Source organism: Methylotuvimicrobium sp. (assembly GCF_050611805.1).
Classification (GTDB): domain Bacteria; phylum Pseudomonadota; class Gammaproteobacteria; order Methylococcales; family Methylomonadaceae; genus Methylotuvimicrobium.
In genome coordinates, this window is the sequence record NZ_JBNGHF010000001.1 from 105,111 (window position 1) to 123,073 (window position 17,963).

Consider the following 17,963-nt stretch of genomic DNA (forward strand, 5'->3'; position numbering starts at 1 on the left):
AGTTGCAGTACAGTTTCGTTTTACGACGGTTTGCCGTCAATGCGCCATTGCGTTTGATCGCGGCTCGGCAAGTGCCGGTCTCGATCGTAAGGAGGTTCTTCATGCGGAGGCATGATATCTTCCGGCCAATCTTGCGCCCAGCGGTGTCGTTCTTCTTCATCCGCATAATAACGCAGGTATAGCTCAATATCCGTTTCGCTGCCGCTGCCCAATATGTCGATATGAAAGGCCGAGTCGTTGTCTAACGGCATGACCGGACCTTCCTCGCGCAACACGTCATGCCAAAGTATTTCGTAGAGTTCGCGGTCGTTAAGGTGATCCGTGCTGTAGAGAAACATGCGCAGCATCGCTAGACCATTAATGACCTCCCACAATTTGGCGCTGAGTTGCGTATCGTTCAACTGTTCCGGGTTCGGTAAGGTGACGCCGCATTGCAACAGTAAGTTGAAGGTCGCTACCCATTTCGTATCCTCGTACGCATCGATATAGCCCATAAACTTCTTATTCAAGGCTTCGGACCACTCGTCCATTTCACCGGATATGAACCCTTCATTGATGAATTCATCGGCGCGGCGTTGCAAATCCTGCCGCGTTTCTTGATTTTCGTCGTTTTTTTGCTTCTTCGCGGTTTTTTTAGGCATCGCGGCCTCCTTAAAATAAAGTCGGTCAAAAACGTTTTCATGATGCGGATGTGGTTCACCATTTCTCTTGTTTCAAGATTTCAGCACAGGCTTATGCCGAGACATTATGTATGCCCCTCTTCAGGTTATGCAACCTTGCGGCATTTGCCAACTTTACTCCCTTTATAGTCAAAAATTAGTTAATTTTATAAGGGTATGGGGGGCCTAGCGAGGATGTCGGCAGCAGGGCAGATTTTTGCTCCTGCAAAATCTGCATTCACGCCATTCCTGGCGTTCGATTGCTGCCGTCAAGCCCCCATGGAAGGGTTCACGGCGGTCCTCGATAGACGCATCCCATACCTTATATTTTTAGACGGTTTTTCAATCAAAAAGGAATAGTATGCATTTCCAGGCTGGATCAGTGGGAACGAAGAATTTATATCCGTCGTAGATCAAAATTCGGCGCCTGAGTGTCCGCTAAAGGACTATGGAATTTAGGTGCTAGGTTTACAGCGTCATTTCACGGGCCCCCGGTGCCGAATTTTGATCTACGGGTATAACGACAATAGTATCCGAGATTTAAGACTCGCCTTATCAATCCAAGCCGATTTGATAGACCACTTCTTCCGGATCGCTGAGCTTGCCGTTGATCGCATCGACTTCAACTTCAAGCAGCTTGCCGTCGGCGGTTTTGATATCGAACTCATAGGCAACGCCGTCGTTCGCTTCTATTTCGTATTCGATTTTCATGAGGCTGCCCGGATATTTATCCAAAGCCGTTTTTAATGCCGCATCCAATCTGACTTTAGCCTTAGAAGTAAATTCCGGATCGTCGACCGCGACTTCGCGCTCGGTTTCGATTATTTTACCGCTTGCGGCATCGCATTCGACTTCCCAGTGCTTACCGTCCTTGCCGTGAATATCCAATTCATATTGAGGCTTACCATCTTCGATTTCGGCCCTCATCGTGACTATATCGCCGGGATGGGCATCGAGCGCCGATTTCACGCAACTATCGATAGGTCCTTTGTGATGTTCGAATTGCGCATAAGCGGCTGGAGCAACGAACAACGGTGCCAGCAACGCAATTATCATTTTCTTGTTCATAATCATTCTCCTTGCTATATGATCGAGTTCTATAAACATACAGAACTTCAACTCGATTATAGTCCTCGTCTATCTGACTCTACAATAGTTCCAGAGTTGTTTTTTGAACTTAAACTTGATATCGCTTGCGTCACTGAATACACTAAATAAATCAATGCGGATCAATTAATAAAAAAAGACTATAATTGTTTGTTTTGTTTTAATCGAGGATAAAAAAATGGCCCAAAACTGGATAGCTCCTTCCATTCTCTCTGCCGATTTCGCCCGCTTAGGCGAAGAAGTCGATAACGTTTTAGCGGCCGGCGCCGATGTTGTCCATTTTGATGTCATGGACAATCATTTCGTACCCAATTTAACGATCGGCCCATTGGTTTGCGAAGCATTAAGAAATCATGGCGTTACCGCTCCGATCGACGTGCATTTGATGATCGATCCGGTCGATCGAATCATCCCGGACTTCGCTAAAGCTGGCGCCAGCTATATTACCTTCCATCCTGAGGCTTCGGTTCATCTGGATAGAACCTTGCAATTGATCAAAGACCAAGGTTGTAAAGCCGGCTTGGTATTCAACCCGTCGACTTCGCTGCATTATCTGGATCATGTGATGGATAAACTCGACATGATTTTATTGATGTCGGTCAACCCGGGCTTCGGCGGACAATCGTTTTTGCCGTCGGCATTAACCAAACTGCGCGATGCAAGAAAACGAATCGATGAAAGTGGCTTCGATATTCGTTTGGAAATCGACGGCGGCGTTAAAGTCGACAATATCCGTGATATCAAAGCAGCAGGCGCCGATACGTTCGTTGCCGGTTCGGCGATTTTCGGCAAACCGGATTACAAAGCAGTCATCGACCAAATGCGCGCCGAAATTGCAAAAGCCGAGTAAAACGGCTTTTTCTAAATCTCTACTGCAAGCGCGGCAAGATTTAATTTACCCTTGTCGCGCTTGCACCCAGTAAATCTGATTGGCTTCCAACGGCAAACTGCAATCCGGATTGTCAGGTCTAATTCTCGGCGTATAATCGCTTATCGGCCTGTTTTTCGGTATCGTCGCACTATAGACATAACCGTTTATAGCACCGGCCAACACTTGTTCTATCACCATCGAATGAATCTCAAATCGTCCTTCGCCTGAAGATTCCGCGAATAACTCCACACAAACATCTTCCTCGCTAAGCTCCCCAAGATAAACCTGCATACTGAACGCGTAGTCGTTCTCCCGGGTTTCCGTCACCACATTATCGACATGGATTTTAGCCCAAAGATCATCGATGCGTTTCAACCATTCGATCAGCTGCTTACCCGGCTGCATATTTCCGTCCAACCTTTTGCAATAACTTTCGGCTAGAGGTAAATAAAACTTGGACGTATACTCCCTGACCATGCGATTGGCCGAAAAATAAGGCGTCAGCGTCGCCATGCTTTCCCGCATGATAGCTAGCCAGCGGCGCGGCAAGCCCTTTTGATCACGCTCATAAAACATCGGCACTATTTCCTGTTCGAGCAGTCGGTAAAGTATGCCGGCTTGTTCATGATCGGCTTGTTCGACCTCTTGCCCGTTCAATGACCAGCCGACTTCGGGGCGATACGCTTCTGCCCACCAGCCGTCGAGTTCGGATAGATTCAAGCCGCCGTTAACCAGAATTTTCATGCCGCTGGTTCCGCAAGCCTCCCAAGGACGTCTTGGCGTGTTGATCCAAAGGTCGACCCCTTGAACCAAATATTCGGCGGTAATCATATCGTAATCGCTCAAAAAAATTGCACGCTCCCTGATTTCAGGCCGACGGATAAATTCATGCCAAGCTCGGATCAACACTTGACCAGGCAAATCGGCCGGGTGAGCTTTACCCGAGATAACCAATTGTACCGGCCGATTGGGATTGGTTAATAACGCGGCCAAACGATCGGGGTCGGTCAACAGCAGGTTAGGGCGCTTATAAGTTGCAAAACGGCGGGCAAAGCCGATAATCATGACATTAGGGTCGAATAAGCGAAGCACTTGATCTTTGCGCTCGGTTTTCGAGATATTGCCTTGAACATCGAGCTCCCGGTTGTATTCATCCCGGACGAACTCGACCAAACATTTGCGGTTTTGCGCACGCAGATTCCATAACTGTTCATCCGTGACCCGCTGGAATTGTTCCGGCAAATCGCCGTATTCGCAAACCCAGCGGTTTTTGCCGCACAAACCGGTCCATAATTCGTCGGCTTCCTGCGAATCCCATGCCGGAACATAGACACCATTGGTGATATGGTCGATCGGTATTTCTTCCGCCGGCCAATTCGGAAACAAAGGGCTGAAAATACGTCGACTGACCTCGCCATGCAAGCGGCTCACGCCATTAACCGCAGCGCTGCCGTGAATAGCCAGATAAGTCATGTTGAACGATTTATCGTAGGTTTTTAAATCCGGATTGCGGCCGAGATTCAATAAAGTTTCGATATCGATATCGAGTTTTTGCGCGTAATTGCCGAGCCGTTTTCCGATCAATTCCGGACTGAAACGGTCGAAGCCGGCTTCGACCGGCGTATGCGTGGTAAACAGATTACCGGCCCGCGTAATGGTCAGTGCGGTTTTAAAGTCCAGCCCGGTTTCTTTCATTAAATCGCGGGCTCTCTCCAGTACTAAAAATGCCGCGTGCCCCTCATTCAAATGACAAACTTCAGGCTTAATACCTAAAGCCCTCAACACTCGCCAGCCACCGATGCCCAATAAAATTTCTTGTGCCAAACGGATTTCGAGCCCGCCGCCGTACAACTCGCTGGTAATACAACGATCGACCGGATGATTGACCGGATCGTTACTGTCCAGTAGATAAAGCGTAATTCGACCGATTTGCGCTTGCCACACCCTAACCCACAATTTCGACGGTGTATTGAGTTTTATCCGCAACCATTCGCCGTTATCCTTGCGAACCGGACAAATCGGTAAATCACCGGTATCGGCATTGGGATATAGCGCAATTTGATTGCCGTCATCGTCGAAAGCTTGACGAAAATAGCCGTTTTGATACAACAAGCCAACACCCACGAGGGGAATGCCCAAATCATTGGCGGCCTTTAAATGATCGCCGGCCAATAAACCTAGGCCGCCGGAATAAATCGGCAAGGCTTCGCTAAGGCCGAACTCCATGCTGAAATAGGCGATTTGCGTTAGCTTAGTGCTTTGTTCGAGTTCGTTCTGGTACCAACGGGGCTCGGCCAGCGAGGCGCGATGCTCTGCTACGATGCTCTGCAGTTTTTGGCAAAATTGTTCATTATTGGCTAGCTCTTGCAACAAACTCGCCGAACAGGCTTGCAACACTAGCCATGGATTATGAGATTGCTCCCATAAGGAGCCATTCAATCTATGCCAGATTTCGTCGGCCCGGTGACTCCAGGAAAAATTACAATCCAAGGCTAATTCGGATAAGCCATCCAGTTTTTGACTCAATTCGGGCGTAAAAAAACGAGGTGCGGTCATCAGCCTTCTCCTGTAAAAATACGACTATGCCCTTAGCAAACCGAGTTTCGTAATGCGATGAGCATAAAGAAGCGGCACAATTTTTCTATTGTCGGTTTGAATTATGACAGCATTGAGGCCTCTCTATTCCTATCGAACTTCAACTTTCGTCGTTGATTCGAGGGCATCATCATTTGAGTAGCAAAGAGTCTAATGATTATCACAACAAAAAAAAGGTCCCCAAACCCAAAAAAGCAACAAAACCGACAACATCGGTCACGGTTGTCAGTATGACCGAACCGGATAAGGCCGGGTCAATATCGAGCGTGTCCAAGACCAATGGTATTACGACGCCTGCGAAAGCTGCAATGATAATATTCACGACAATCGCGGCCGCAATCACCGAACCGATTGACAGACTACCGAACCAAATGCCTGCAATTACGCCGATCACTAAAGCCCATAACAAGCCATTGAGTATGCCGACGCTAACTTCTTTAATCAAAAGCGGCTTAAAATTCCCCTTGCTGATTTGACCTAACGCGATGCCTCTGATGATCAAAGTCAAGGTCTGACTGCCGGCAATCCCGCCCATCGATGCGACAATCGGCATCAATACCGCTAATGCAACGATTTGCTGTAATGTACCTTCAAATAAGTCGATGGACCAAGAGGCCAGAAAAGCCGTTAACAAATTGATTCCTAACCAGGTCGCTCGGCGTTTGGAGCTACGAATCACTGGAGCAAATAAATCTTCGTCTTCATCCATACCCGCGGTTGCCATCAATTGGCTTTCATATTCTTCGCGAGTAATTTCCAAAGCCAAGCGCAAGGTAATTCTACCTAATAAGAGTTGATTGGCATCGATGACCGGCAATGCAGTTAGCCCCGAATGTTCCATCTTTTCCGCAGCATCGGTTAAATAATTATCCGCCGATACAGTAACAGGATCGTCAATGCATAATTCGATCAATGGTGTAAGAGGGTCTGCAGCATACAATTTATGAACGAGAACGGTGCCGACGAAAGCACCATTACGCTGAATCAGATAAATGCAATCGGTGTACTCGGGCAGATTTTTGCGGATCAAGCGCATTGCCTGTCTAACCCTTGCCGTCCTTGGCAAAATCAATAACTCGTGATCGACATAGCGGCCGATTCGTTCATCATCATATTGCGCCGACAACTGATAATGCTTGCGCTGACTGGCATCCATATTACCAAGCGCCGTATCGATCACCGATTCCGGCAATGTTTCCGCCAGCTCGATCAAATCCTCAGCATGTAAGCCGCTCAGCAAACTCTGCAATTCCGATTCTTCGAAGCTTTCGATGATCGTCTGTCTGGGCTCGGAACGCATGGCGACCAAAACATCGACACGATCTTCGACAGGAACCTGCTGCCAACGTTCCAAACGTTGATGCAAGGGCAGGGATTCCAACAATAATGCCAATTCGGTACTTTCTAGTTCTTCTATGGCTTGTTCAAATACAGTTTTTTGATCTTCATTTTCAGCTTCGTTAAGACGTTCGACCAAATGACTGATTTCTTCGTTCATTGCTGTCCTCCCTAAATGGGTCCCTTAAACGGGACTGTGAAAACGTTAAGCCAAAAAAAAGGGCCCGTCCGGGCCCTTTTCACATTATTATTCGGCTACCCATTTTAAATATATTTTTGATTATTAAAGACATTTAATACCTTGTATTTGATAAAACGACCTCTACACTCCGAAACAACTGCGCACGGCCTCGGGCGATAAACCAACCGTTCGGACGTTATACGACCAAAACAAGCTTGCATTGGGATTGGGTGAGCAAAAGAGAATCTGATCATCGAAATAAAAAATAACAGGCAATAGTTCTGTGTTAAATAAGCATTCAATTATGAAAGCCATTTACCGTGAATGCAATAAAAACCTCGTCTTCATGTCATTTGAACGAGTAAATTAAAAAAACCTACTGAATCCATAAGAAATTAAGAACTTTTCATGTATTGAAAAGTCAGAGCTTAAATCAATCGAGAATCGCTAATACGGCCGAGAGAGCGTACAACTTTCAATCATACGACCGATTCGATGGTAAAAGTCGTCAAGACTAGCGGTAAAAACCGACCTTTCCGGCAGTTGATTCGACTTGAACAAATAGTATGCACCGGTACCGCCGACCCATAACTGGATATCTTTCGGCAACGCTTCGGACAGATTATTTAAGTTTTGAATCATAGCTTGTTCAGGCGGGGTATTAGCAAAACTCATCACGATAACAGAAGGCTTGAGCCGGTTTCCGGCGTTTAACAAGTCTTCCCACGGCAAATCGGGACCAATGTAATAGCATTTACATCGCTGGCTAGCGGCTAACCAACAGCTCAGCAATATGCCAAATTCGTGATGTTCTCCGGTCATGGTTGCAAACATCACACCGGGATTGGTTCCGGAAAATGGCTGTTCGTGATTCACCATACTTAACACGATTCGTTTAACACAGGCGGAAAATAAATGCTCTTGAGCAATTGTCAATTTACCTTCATGCCAAAGATTACCGACTTTTTCCAGAGTCGGCAAAAGAACCTCCCGGGCATAGCTGAGGGGGTCCATTGCGATCAGCGCTCTCCTAAGCAAGTCTTCGCAAACATCCATGCGAAACTGCAACAGAGCATCGACAATCCGCACAAAAAACAATTCCTGATTGGCATTAGGCGCATTTCGGTTGGCGTTCAACAGATTCTGTAACTCATCGTTACTCAAATCTGCGATTTTGCTAATCGTAAAACCTTGCTGAGTGGCTGCCAGCAACAGCGTCAAACGTTCGACATCTTGCTGAGTATAAAGACGCCGGCCTTTGCTGTCCCTAACGGGATTAACAGTTCCGTAGCGCCTTTCCCAAGCTCTAAGTGTTTCTGTGTTTATGCCTGTGAGCGAGGTCACGGTTTTTATTGTATACATTTATGCACAGGTTTTGTTTATGATTAATGTTTGACAAACATTGTACTCAGGAGTAATGTTTAATCCAAGCTTTAGTTGATTTAACAAAGTATTTACTCAGGGTATATAACCAGTTACCTGGTAAGGGGCAATCCACTATGACCCAAATGAACTATTCAGTGCTAAACAATCAGTACCGTTCCGGCAGTTTTCGAGGCTTTTATAAGGAAACCTCCTTTGAAACGGAACTAATGCATTCAAGGCAACCGCAAATCGACACCCTAAACAACGATTCCGATGAAATCGAATCGGAACCTGTCGATGCCGAATTATTTGCGGAAACCGAAGTGCTGTCCTCATCGAATGATGCAATGACATTCATGCAGAATGGAGGCGACGAGTTATTGATCCATCAGCAAAATGCATCGGTTTTGACTCCCGAGGAATTAACCTCGCTAGCTCAACAAATGGAACAAAGTCGCTTAAATTTATCGCGTTTGATGATTTATTCGGATTCGGGACTGTCGGTTGTTGCCGGCGAATTTATTAGCGCTATCGGCGATGGTATCGACTTATCCGAACTTATCAGAAAAAACAGTCTCGAACCTGTACAAAAGGACAATGCTGCACAGGATACCGCTAAACAGCTCGCAAGCAAGTTATTGGAGTGTTTTCAGCAAGTGATCGACGCCAAAGGTAACCCGCATTCAAGTACCGTATTTACCGAATGCAGACAATTACTGGACGATCTTCATCTTTTACCTAATTTCCTGCAACAAATCGTCAAGGTCTTAACTTGCCGGCTCAAGGATCGAGCACTCAACGGTGATGACTTGGAATTGCTGAAATCCGCGTCGATCGAGCAACAACGAATGATTTCCTCAAGACGTGCGATGATCAGCGGCAACCTTAGGCTAGTCACGTTCATTGCTCGTCAATATCATCATTCCTCGGTGCCGTTTACCGATTTAATTCAAGACGGAACAGTAGGGTTGATTAAGGCGGTTGACCGTTACGATTGGCGACGCTCGGTGCGCTTTTCTACTTATGCGATTTATTGGATCAAGCAAAGCATCACTCGAGGCATGGTGAGACAGGAAAAAATGGTCCGCCTGCCTTACAACATCGCGGCAAAAGCGGCCGCGGTGTTCGAAACGATGAACGATTATCTGGTCAAACACAACCAATGGCCAACCAATAAAACACTAGCCGAAATCTGCGCCTTGCCCGAAGAGGAAATCAAAGCCATCGTCAATAATTATCAACCGACCATTTCGCTCGATAACAATATCAATGATGATGAAGATTTACCGGCGATCGTCGATTCGATGGAGCAGAACCATTTTCCGCAACCGATTAATATATTGGCTAATTCGGCATTGAAAAACTGCTTGAGGAAGGCTATCCAAACCCTGCCCGAACGCGAAGCCGACATCATTAATTGCCGCTTCGGACTCGACAGCGATACCGAAATGACGCTGCAAGACATTGCCGACCGGATGTCGTTAACGCGGGAACGGGTCAGGCAAATTCAGAACAGCGCGCTATTGAAATTAAAAAATAAATTCAGCAGTGATCTAGTCGATTTTCTTGAGCCCGGTTAAACCAGATGATTTGTTTAGCATGCAAATGGATCGCCAACGTAAACATAACCAAATTAAGACCGGTCGCTGAACAATACGGCATCGAGTTGGTCGATATAGGCATCTAGCGAAAGATTTGCCCGACGAAGTCAGCAGTTCGGTATTTCGCTGAATGGAAGCCGAACGTAAAAAGGCGCTAGGGAACCCGCTTACAAGGCGCGGAACTTGCAGAACAAATTAGCGAGCAGGCCGATAAGTAACGTGAAATTATTTTGGCCAACGCTTATCGTGAAGCCGAACAAATACGAGGACGTGGCGATGTCAAGTCGGCCGAGATCTATGCGGTCAGCCATGGCAAAAATGAAGAGTTTTATGCATTCCAGCGAAGCTTGAACGACTATCAAAAATCGTTCGAAAATACTCAAGATACTCTGTTATTGGAACCGAAATCAGATTTCTTCAGGTATTTTTCGAAAGAAGAATGATATCCTCATACATCTCTAAAGAGGAGTAAATTTAAATGAAATCAAATGCACTTAAAATCGTCATCTGGATAGCGGTAGGGCTTACGCTATTCACGGCATTTAGCCGAATGAGCCCGCAAAACGACAGTAACTATGCCTTGTCATACTCTGACTTTATCGAAGACATACGGGCCGGCGTCGTTGCTGAAGTCACGATTAACGGCGAGGAAATCAATGGTCGCCGGCGTAACGGGGAAAGGTTTATGACCTATAACCCTAACGATGCCAAGATGATCGACGAATTGTTGGAATACGGCGTCAAAATCAAAGTCACATCACCGCCGAAACAATCGATGCTGATGCAGATATTTATCTCATGGGCACCCATGTTACTGTTGATCGCAGTCTGGGTTTATTTCTTCCGAAGACAGCAAGGCGGCGGTATGGGCGGCCAGATGAATTTCGGTAAAAGCAAGGCGAAGTTGCTTGAGGAAAACCAAATTAAGGTCAAATTCACTGATGTTGCCGGCGTTGAAGAAGCCAAGGAAGACGTCGTCGAGATGGTCGATTTTCTGAGAGACCCCGCCAAATACGAATTCCTCGGCGGTCAGATACCGCGTGGCGTTTTGATGGTCGGTCCTCCGGGAACCGGTAAAACGCTGCTGGCTCGAGCCATTGCAGGTGAAGCGGGTGTGCCGTTCTTTTCGATATCCGGTTCGGATTTCGTTGAAATGTTTGTCGGTGTCGGTGCTTCTCGCGTTCGCGATATGTTCGAACAAGCCAAGAAACGCGCGCCGTGCATCATCTTCATCGACGAGATCGATGCGGTCGGCCGTCATCGCGGCAACGGCATGGGCGGCGGCAATGACGAACGCGAACAAACTTTGAACCAATTGCTTGTGGAAATGGACGGCTTCAACGGCAACGAAGGTATCATCGTTATCGCCGCGACCAACCGCGCCGATGTACTTGATAAAGCCTTGCTGAGACCCGGCCGATTCGACCGACAAGTCACGGTTGGCTTACCCGATATTAAAGGACGCGAGCAGATTCTCGGTGTACATATCAAAAAAGTACCGCAAGCTGCAGATGTCAACATCAACGACCTGGCCCGAGGCACGCCCGGCTTTTCCGGCGCGGAACTCGCGAATCTGATCAACGAAGCGGCTTTATTTGCGGCGCGTAAAAACAAACGCGAAGTGAACATGGAAGATCTCGACAAAGCCCGCGACAAGATGCTCATGGGTGCCGAAAGAAGAAGCATGATGATGCGCGAAGAAGATAAGTTGATGACAGCCTATCATGAAGCCGGTCATGCCATCGTCGGCCGTGTCGTTCCGGAGCACGATCCGGTTTATAAAGTTAGCATTATGCCCCGTGGCGGTGCATTAGGCATCACGATGTTCCTACCGGAACGGGATTCCTATAGCGCTAGCCGGGATAAGTTGGAAAGCCAAATAGCCAGCCTATTCGGCGGCCGCGTTGCCGAAGAAATCATTTACGGTAAGAACAAAGTAACCACCGGCGCTTCCAATGACATCGAGCGTGCCACTCAATTGGCCCGCAACATGGTAACTAAGTGGGGTCTCTCCGATCGCCTCGGACCGATGGATTATGGACCGGATCAGAATCAAGGCTATTTCGGTCCGCAAAATAAAGCGATGTCAGAACAAATGGCGCGATTAATCGACGACGAAATTCGATCGCTTGTCGACAAAAACTATGAGCGTGCCAAACAGATTCTCACCGATCGCATGGACATCCTCCATAACATGGCTGATGCATTAATGCAGTGGGAAACCATCGATAAGTTTCAAATCGATGATTTAATGAATGGCAAAAAAATTGCCCCTCCGGTACCGGAAGATGATGACAAGGACGAACAACCCCCTGTCACGGTGACGCCGGATACAACGGGCGGCAGCAATATCGGTCAAAGCGGCCTGGCAACCTAGCCGCTGACAATGTCCTCCTCTATAAAGTCCTCCTGCTCGGTTCTTTCAGGTGGACTTTTTTTTAAGGATTTGGTGATAAATAATTTCCCTTTTTTATGGAAGGTTTGGTAACTCGATTGGCAGGTGTCGGCGGCAGGGCAGATTTTTGCTCCTCGGCAACTGCTGAGTTACAAGGATGTAACGAATGCAGAAAATGCAGGAGCATTTTTCTGCCCTGCGTTGCTCTAATACACGCCATCCATGGCGTAATGCAAAATCTGCATTCATGTCATCCATGGCAATCAGATTCCGCCGTCAAGCCTACATGGACGTATTCACGGCATCCTGCCAAGCGATTTACCGAACCCTCGACAAAGCTAATAACTCCAGGAAGTTATTGTTCACGAAACCCTAAGGATAATCTCATGAATAGTTTTGCAACAAAAAGCTTAACCAGCTTCAAATATGCGTTGGAAGCTAATTATTATGTCTCTCTGGCCGTCAGTATCGCAGCAGCAACCCTATCCTTTACGACTAACCAAGCATTTTTCGAGCTCAATACCGACCTTTACGGCCCTTTGAGTAATAACATCAAAATCATGATGATTTATATTGTACTAGCGGAATTATCGATGTTCGCCTATTGTTTCATGAAGCAAAGCTATAAAGAATTGACAGCCGCCGGTCTTTTTTTGATTTTGTTGAGTGGTGCTCTCGAGTTTTATGGTCGCGTCAATCACATTCCGATCGATCATACTTATCGACTGTTTTTTCTCTATGCCGGCCTTTCACATATCGCTTATGGTTTATTATCATTCCTACCCGTAAAACAGGAACACGACGATCAACATGTCGAGGAATCTCGATAAACAAACCGGCTAAATTTGTTGTTGCCACTCTCACTACGGAGCCCGAGTCATGAATAAATACTTCGCACGGCCACATTTGCGGCTTTCTGACGCGTTCTTTTGTCCGATAGCTGTGTTGCGAAAACAGTTACATAGCTTGCTATGCGCCTGTTTTCGCGCCTTGCTACCGAACAAAATAACATTGCCATTAAAACCGCAAATATGACCATGCGAAGTATATTACTAACAGGCGGCACCGGTTTTATCGGAACTCTTTTGACCAGACAATTGAGCGGTCAGGGTCACCAACTTACGGTACTTAGCCGGAACCCCGAACGCGTTCCGTTAATTTGCGGCCCCGGCACAAAAGGCCTGGGCAAATTCGAAGACATCACTCCGGACCAACGATTCGACGCAGTCATTAATCTAGCCGGCGCGCCAATTTTCGACAAACGATGGACCGAGGCGCAAAAACGTATTATATGGGATAGCCGCGTCTTATTGACGGATCGTTTGTTTGAAACACTGGAACGATTGGCAATAAAACCGGAAGTCTTGATAAGCGGTTCGGCGATTGGCTATTACGGCAATCAAGGCGACACGGTTCTCGATGAAGAGACGCCCGCCAAAGACGATTTTTCACATCGATTATGCTCGGCTTGGGAAAACAGTGCGCTTCAAGCCGAGCAACTCGATATCAGAGTTTGTTTAATACGAACGGGTTTGGTTCTAGGTCACGGTGGGGGACTGCTACAACGTATGCTCCTACCCTTCAAGCTTGGCCTGGGCGGCCGAATCGGCGCAGGCAACCAATGGATGTCTTGGATACACCGGCAAGACTGGATCAACATCGCATGCGCCATGTTGAACGACGAATCGATGCGCGGCCCATACAATGCTACGGCACCTAACCCCGTCACCAATCGAGAGTTCACCGAAACGCTGGCCGCCTACTTGAAACGTCCTGCCTTACTGCCGATTCCCGCTTGGGCTTTGAAGTTACTGCTCGGTGAAATGTCGGAACTAGTACTTGGCAGCCAACGCGTCATGCCATTAAGACTCATTAATGAACTAGGCTTCAGTTTTGAATATAACGACTTGCAATCGGCACTTACCGAGGCCTTGTCATCCCACCGTGATTGAATACTCTTTTTTGATCGAGAAGCCGTCTTAGAATAAGAAGTTATTTCAATGACTTATTATGCCTATGCAAATCACTACTAAGCAGGACGGGGTTTACAACCCATGCGCATCAAGCTAAAAACGGCCAACCCGCACCACGCTCTTTCCCAAGCTCCAGCTTCCTGAACAGGTTACCGAAGCTGGAGCTTGGCTACCAGCATATTTTCGCCTTTTTGACCTCGATGCCATTTAATGTAACTTGGTATTCTCGGCCGTCCCTCACCTAATGCTAGGTGAGGGAAGATCAGGGTATCCATCCACTGCTTGTGTCGGGCAATTTTTTTGCCTGACTATACCCGACTTTCAAGCGGCCAATTGATTGTTCGCTATCAGAAATGGTGAACTTGACCTCATTCTTTGAATTCTGTCACTTGACGCGCATACCCGGCACAGCTCCTTGATCCGGACTCAGCAACCAAATGTCCTTGCCGCCGGGCCCGGCGGCCAGCACCATGCCTTCGGATAAGCCGAAACGCATTTTCCTCGGTTTTAAATTGGCGACGACCAGTGTCAATTTGCCGACTAGGTCTTCCGGCGCATAGGCCGATTTGATGCCGGCAAAGATATTACGTGTTTCATCGCCGATATCGACGGTCAATTGCAACAACTTGTCCGCGCCTTCGACATGTTCGGCATTGACGATGCACGCGATGCGAAGATCCAGTTTGGCAAAATCGTCGAACTCAATCGCCTCGGCGATCGGGTCGAAACGTTTCGGTTTCGGCTCCTCGAATTTTTGCAAGTTTTCCTTTGAGGCTTCAACTACCGCAGCGATCTTGTCAGAATCGACCCGGATCATTAGCGGCCGGAACACGTCGATCTGATGATCAAGCAACGGCTCGGCCTTATCCGGCCAAGCCTCCGGTTCCAAGTTCAGAAAAATCTCGGCTTGATGCGCCATTGCCGGCACTACCGGTTTTAAATAGACAATCAATAATCTAAACAAGTTGATGCCCATCGAGCAAATTTCATGCAGCTCCTCGTCGCGGCCTTCCTCTTTCGCGATCAGCCAGGGTTTTTTCTCGTCGATATACTGATTGGCCCGATCTGCGAGTGCCATGATTTCGCGCATTGCCTTGCCGAATTCGCGCGCTTCATAACACCGTGCAATGCCTTCATTAGCCTCGATGAAATGATCGAACAGGTCTGGCTCCACGCAATGTTTCGAGAGCAAACCGTCAAAACGTTTATGAATAAAACCGGCGCAACGGCTGGCTATATTGACGACCTTACCGACTAGGTCGGAATTAACGCGCTGGGTAAAATCGTCGAAGTTTAAATCGATATCGTCGACGCCGGAACCGAGTTTCGCTGCAAAATAATACCGCAGATACTCTGGATTCAGGTGATCAAGATAAGTGCGCGCCTTAATGAAAGTGCCGCGCGATTTAGACATCTTTTCGCCATTCACTGTCAAAAAACCGTGCGCGAAGATTGCGCTCGGTGTTCTAAAGCCTGACCCTTTCAACATTGCCGGCCAGAACAAGGCGTGAAAATAAATGATGTCCTTGCCGATGAAATGATACAACTCGGCATCGCTTTCCTCGGCCCAAAAATCGTCGAAATTCAAGTCTTCCTCGCGCTCGCATAGATTTTTAAAACTAGCCATGTATCCGATCGGCGCATCGAGCCAGACATAGAAATATTTGCCTGGCGCATCCGGTATTTCGAAGCCGAAATAAGGCGCATCGCGCGAGATATCCCATTCCTGCAGACCATTTTCGAGCCATTCGTTCATTTTGTTGCCGACTTCATTCTGTAAATGGCCTTCGGCTATCCATTCTCGCAACATGTTCTCAAAATCCGGTAACTTGAAGAAATAATGTAGCGATTCTTTTTCGATCGGTTTTTCGCCGGAAACGACCGATACGGCATTTTTCAATTCAGTCGGCGAATAGGTCGCGCCGCACGTCTCACAGCTGTCACCGTACTGATCCTTTGCACCGCATTTCGGACAATCGCCTTTAATGAAGCGATCAGGTAAAAACATGTTTTTGACCGGATCAAAAGCCTGCGTAATGCTACGCGATGAGATATGTCCACCCTCGCGCAAACGCTTGTAGATCAACTCGGCGAGCGACTTGTTTTCTGCAGAGTGCGTACTATGAAAATTGTCGAACGCAACGCCGAATTCGGTAAAATCGGCCAAATGCTCTTCGGCGGAGCGGGCAATTAATTGTTCGGGTGTGATGCCTTCGCTGTCAGCCCTAAGCATGATCGGGGTGCCGTGCGTATCGTCGGCACAGACAAAATAGCATTGCTGATGCCGTTGTTTCTGAAACCGTACCCAAATATCGGTTTGAATATATTCGACCATGTGTCCTAAATGAATCGGACCATTGGCATAAGGTAGGGCACTGGTAACAAGAATTTTTCTGTCTGACATGGCTTTAACCGGCGAAAATATGATGAAAACAAACACGCTATTATGGCATAAAACCTGGTTTTATTGGGACTTGCAAAACGATCAAAGCAAGATACACGTTTTATACCTTTCGCATTTCAAATTTGGGCGATGGTTCGATGCTTAAAGAGGCGCCGGTGTGATCGGAAAAGGTTTTGCTACAATGCATGTATTAACGGCGTCCTTTGACGGGCACCCCGGTGCCGAATTTCAATCTACGATGGGTGTAACCTAACAAAGAGTAGTTGGCAATGGTGTAAACCGTTCGTGCCGAGTCAAGTCGAAGCGTGAAGGATTTACAACATTTTCACCAGCTTGGTAAAGCCCCAAATGCTCTTTTTAGATTTAATTGTTAATTACTTGGATAATCTAGCCAAAACCGCTAACAGTTTTGACGTGTGATATTTCCCGCATGTCCAATTTCGTTATTGACGTATAGAATGACAGGGGCCCGCGATCCGAGTCTCGACGGATACATCCATTTGGATGTTTTTAATCGAATTATCGTAAACTGCATTACACTTGTCTCAGTAACGACTTGCATTTATTCCGCTTTATGAATCAGCCTACGACGAATATCGATGTCCTTTGCGTAGGACAAGCCACTTATGACCTTATTCTTTCGGTACCGGTTCACCCCGGCGCCGATGAAAAAGTGTTTGCCGATCGCTTTGCCGGCTGCGGTGGAGGGCCTGCCGCTAATGCCGCGATAACGGTTGCTCGGCTCGGTTTCAATGCGGCTTTTGCCGGTTATTTAGGCGATGACTTATTCGGTAACAAACATTGGCAAGAATTGCTCGATGATGGCGTCGAAACCCGTTTTGTTTTTAGAGGCAAGGCACCGACACCACTGTCTGCAATACTGGTCAAACCCGACGGCCGACGCGCACTGATCAATTACAAAGGCGCAACCCAACCCTTGCCCGCCGGTGCGATCGATTATTCGAACATCGAAACCAAGGTTATGCTGTTTGACGGTCACGAACCGAATATTTCCTTACAACTGGCGCGCTATGCAAGATACAACGGTATTCCGACCGTGCTCGACGCAGGCTCGGTACACGAGGGCAGCATCGGCTTATTGGACTTATCGGATTACTTGGTTGCTTCGGAAAAATTTGCGCTGCAATACGCCGGGGGCATACCCGCCGCATTGAGTCGACTGGCGGAAATATCACCGGCTGTCGTGATCACCTTGGGCGAAAACGGCTTGATTTGGAAACGCCGTAATGAACAAGGCGAGCTGCCGGCCTATCCTGTGATCGCGATCGATAGCACAGGTGCCGGCGACGCTTTTCACGGCGCATTCGCCGCCGCATTGGCCGCAGGTCAAGACTGGCCGGATATTTTGAATTATGCCAGCGCGGCCGGTGCGCTATGTTGTACCAAGACCGGTGCCAGACCCGGATTACCGACGCAGGAAGAAGTGCAAGATTTCTTACGTTAGATTTGCTTT

At 47.5% G+C, this 17,963-nt stretch carries 13 protein-coding genes; 7 read left to right on the plus strand and 6 right to left on the minus strand.

Going from position 1 to position 17,963, the window contains the following annotated elements; translation table 11 throughout:
• Positions 1–20 precede the first annotated feature (20 nt).
• Entirely contained in the window at positions 21–641 is a 621-nt protein-coding gene (locus ACRJJO_RS00460; RefSeq protein WP_431064036.1) for a hypothetical protein, read from the minus strand.
• Between the two features lie 573 nt (positions 642–1,214).
• Complete coding sequence (locus tag ACRJJO_RS00465) at positions 1,215–1,727, minus strand: PepSY domain-containing protein (RefSeq protein ID WP_431064037.1); 513 nt, start codon at positions 1,725–1,727, stop codon at positions 1,215–1,217.
• 217 nt (positions 1,728–1,944) lie between these two features.
• On the opposite strand from ACRJJO_RS00465, the gene rpe reads away from it, so the two are divergent.
• Positions 1,945–2,616 (plus strand): ribulose-phosphate 3-epimerase, encoded by a 672-nt coding sequence (rpe, locus tag ACRJJO_RS00470; RefSeq protein WP_431064038.1) that lies wholly within the window; start codon positions 1,945–1,947, stop codon positions 2,614–2,616.
• Positions 2,617–2,661: 45 nt separating this feature from the next.
• Here rpe and glgP read toward each other — a convergent pair whose 3' ends face one another.
• From glgP to ACRJJO_RS00485, 3 genes are all read right to left on the minus strand, one after another.
• Positions 2,662–5,193 (minus strand): alpha-glucan family phosphorylase, encoded by a 2,532-nt coding sequence (gene glgP / locus ACRJJO_RS00475; protein WP_431064039.1) that lies wholly within the window; start codon positions 5,191–5,193, stop codon positions 2,662–2,664.
• Positions 5,194–5,392: 199 nt separating this feature from the next.
• Positions 5,393–6,730 (minus strand): magnesium transporter, encoded by a 1,338-nt coding sequence (mgtE, locus tag ACRJJO_RS00480; protein WP_431064040.1) that lies wholly within the window; start codon positions 6,728–6,730, stop codon positions 5,393–5,395.
• Positions 6,731–7,198: 468 nt separating this feature from the next.
• Positions 7,199–8,113 carry a MerR family transcriptional regulator gene (locus ACRJJO_RS00485; protein ID WP_431064041.1) on the minus strand — a complete coding sequence of 305 codons (915 nt, stop codon included), beginning with the start codon at positions 8,111–8,113 and terminating at the stop codon, positions 7,199–7,201.
• Positions 8,114–8,250: 137 nt separating this feature from the next.
• Between ACRJJO_RS00485 and ACRJJO_RS00490 the strand changes: the two genes are divergently transcribed.
• The 5 genes from ACRJJO_RS00490 (at position 8,251) to ACRJJO_RS00510 (ending at position 14,064) form a co-directional block, all read left to right on the plus strand.
• Entirely contained in the window at positions 8,251–9,696 is a 1,446-nt protein-coding gene (locus ACRJJO_RS00490; protein ID WP_431064042.1) for a sigma-70 family RNA polymerase sigma factor, read from the plus strand.
• Positions 9,697–9,947: 251 nt separating this feature from the next.
• Complete coding sequence (locus ACRJJO_RS00495; protein ID WP_404358846.1) at positions 9,948–10,160, plus strand: hypothetical protein; 213 nt, start codon at positions 9,948–9,950, stop codon at positions 10,158–10,160.
• Positions 10,161–10,195: 35 nt separating this feature from the next.
• Positions 10,196–12,094: an ATP-dependent zinc metalloprotease FtsH gene (ftsH, locus tag ACRJJO_RS00500; RefSeq protein ID WP_431064043.1), complete on the plus strand. Its 1,899-nt coding sequence runs from the start codon at positions 10,196–10,198 to the stop codon at positions 12,092–12,094.
• A gap of 404 nt (positions 12,095–12,498) precedes the next feature.
• Positions 12,499–12,942, plus strand: a complete 444-nt coding sequence (locus ACRJJO_RS00505; protein ID WP_431064044.1) for a hypothetical protein — start codon at positions 12,499–12,501, stop codon at positions 12,940–12,942.
• Positions 12,943–13,143: 201 nt separating this feature from the next.
• Positions 13,144–14,064: a TIGR01777 family oxidoreductase gene (locus ACRJJO_RS00510; RefSeq protein WP_431064214.1), complete on the plus strand. Its 921-nt coding sequence runs from the start codon at positions 13,144–13,146 to the stop codon at positions 14,062–14,064.
• Between the two features lie 406 nt (positions 14,065–14,470).
• On the opposite strand, the gene metG is transcribed toward ACRJJO_RS00510, so the two are convergent.
• Positions 14,471–16,489 (minus strand): methionine--tRNA ligase, encoded by a 2,019-nt coding sequence (metG, locus tag ACRJJO_RS00515; RefSeq protein ID WP_431064045.1) that lies wholly within the window; start codon positions 16,487–16,489, stop codon positions 14,471–14,473.
• A 574-nt stretch (positions 16,490–17,063) separates the two neighbouring features.
• Between metG and ACRJJO_RS00520 the strand changes: the two genes are divergently transcribed.
• Positions 17,064–17,954 (plus strand): carbohydrate kinase family protein, encoded by an 891-nt coding sequence (locus tag ACRJJO_RS00520; protein ID WP_431064046.1) that lies wholly within the window; start codon positions 17,064–17,066, stop codon positions 17,952–17,954.
• The last annotated feature ends 9 nt before the right edge of the window (positions 17,955–17,963 follow it).

Excerpts from the sequence above, each read along its gene's own strand:
- ACRJJO_RS00460 (WP_431064036.1), bottom strand. The coding sequence starts at position 641 with ATGCCTAAAAAAACCGCGAAGAAGCAAAAAAACGACGAAAATCAAGAA.
- ACRJJO_RS00465 (WP_431064037.1), bottom strand. The coding sequence starts at position 1,727 with ATGAACAAGAAAATGATAATTGCGTTGCTGGCACCGTTGTTCGTTGCT.
- rpe (WP_431064038.1), top strand. The coding sequence starts at position 1,945 with ATGGCCCAAAACTGGATAGCTCCTTCCATTCTCTCTGCCGATTTCGCC.
- glgP (WP_431064039.1), bottom strand. The coding sequence starts at position 5,193 with ATGACCGCACCTCGTTTTTTTACGCCCGAATTGAGTCAAAAACTGGAT.
- mgtE (WP_431064040.1), bottom strand. The coding sequence starts at position 6,730 with ATGAACGAAGAAATCAGTCATTTGGTCGAACGTCTTAACGAAGCTGAA.
- ACRJJO_RS00485 (WP_431064041.1), bottom strand. The coding sequence starts at position 8,113 with ATGTATACAATAAAAACCGTGACCTCGCTCACAGGCATAAACACAGAA.
- ACRJJO_RS00490 (WP_431064042.1), top strand. The coding sequence starts at position 8,251 with ATGACCCAAATGAACTATTCAGTGCTAAACAATCAGTACCGTTCCGGC.
- ftsH (WP_431064043.1), top strand. The coding sequence starts at position 10,196 with ATGAAATCAAATGCACTTAAAATCGTCATCTGGATAGCGGTAGGGCTT.
- ACRJJO_RS00505 (WP_431064044.1), top strand. The coding sequence starts at position 12,499 with ATGAATAGTTTTGCAACAAAAAGCTTAACCAGCTTCAAATATGCGTTG.
- ACRJJO_RS00510 (WP_431064214.1), top strand. The coding sequence starts at position 13,144 with ATGACCATGCGAAGTATATTACTAACAGGCGGCACCGGTTTTATCGGA.
- metG (WP_431064045.1), bottom strand. The coding sequence starts at position 16,489 with ATGTCAGACAGAAAAATTCTTGTTACCAGTGCCCTACCTTATGCCAAT.
- ACRJJO_RS00520 (WP_431064046.1), top strand. The coding sequence starts at position 17,064 with ATGAATCAGCCTACGACGAATATCGATGTCCTTTGCGTAGGACAAGCC.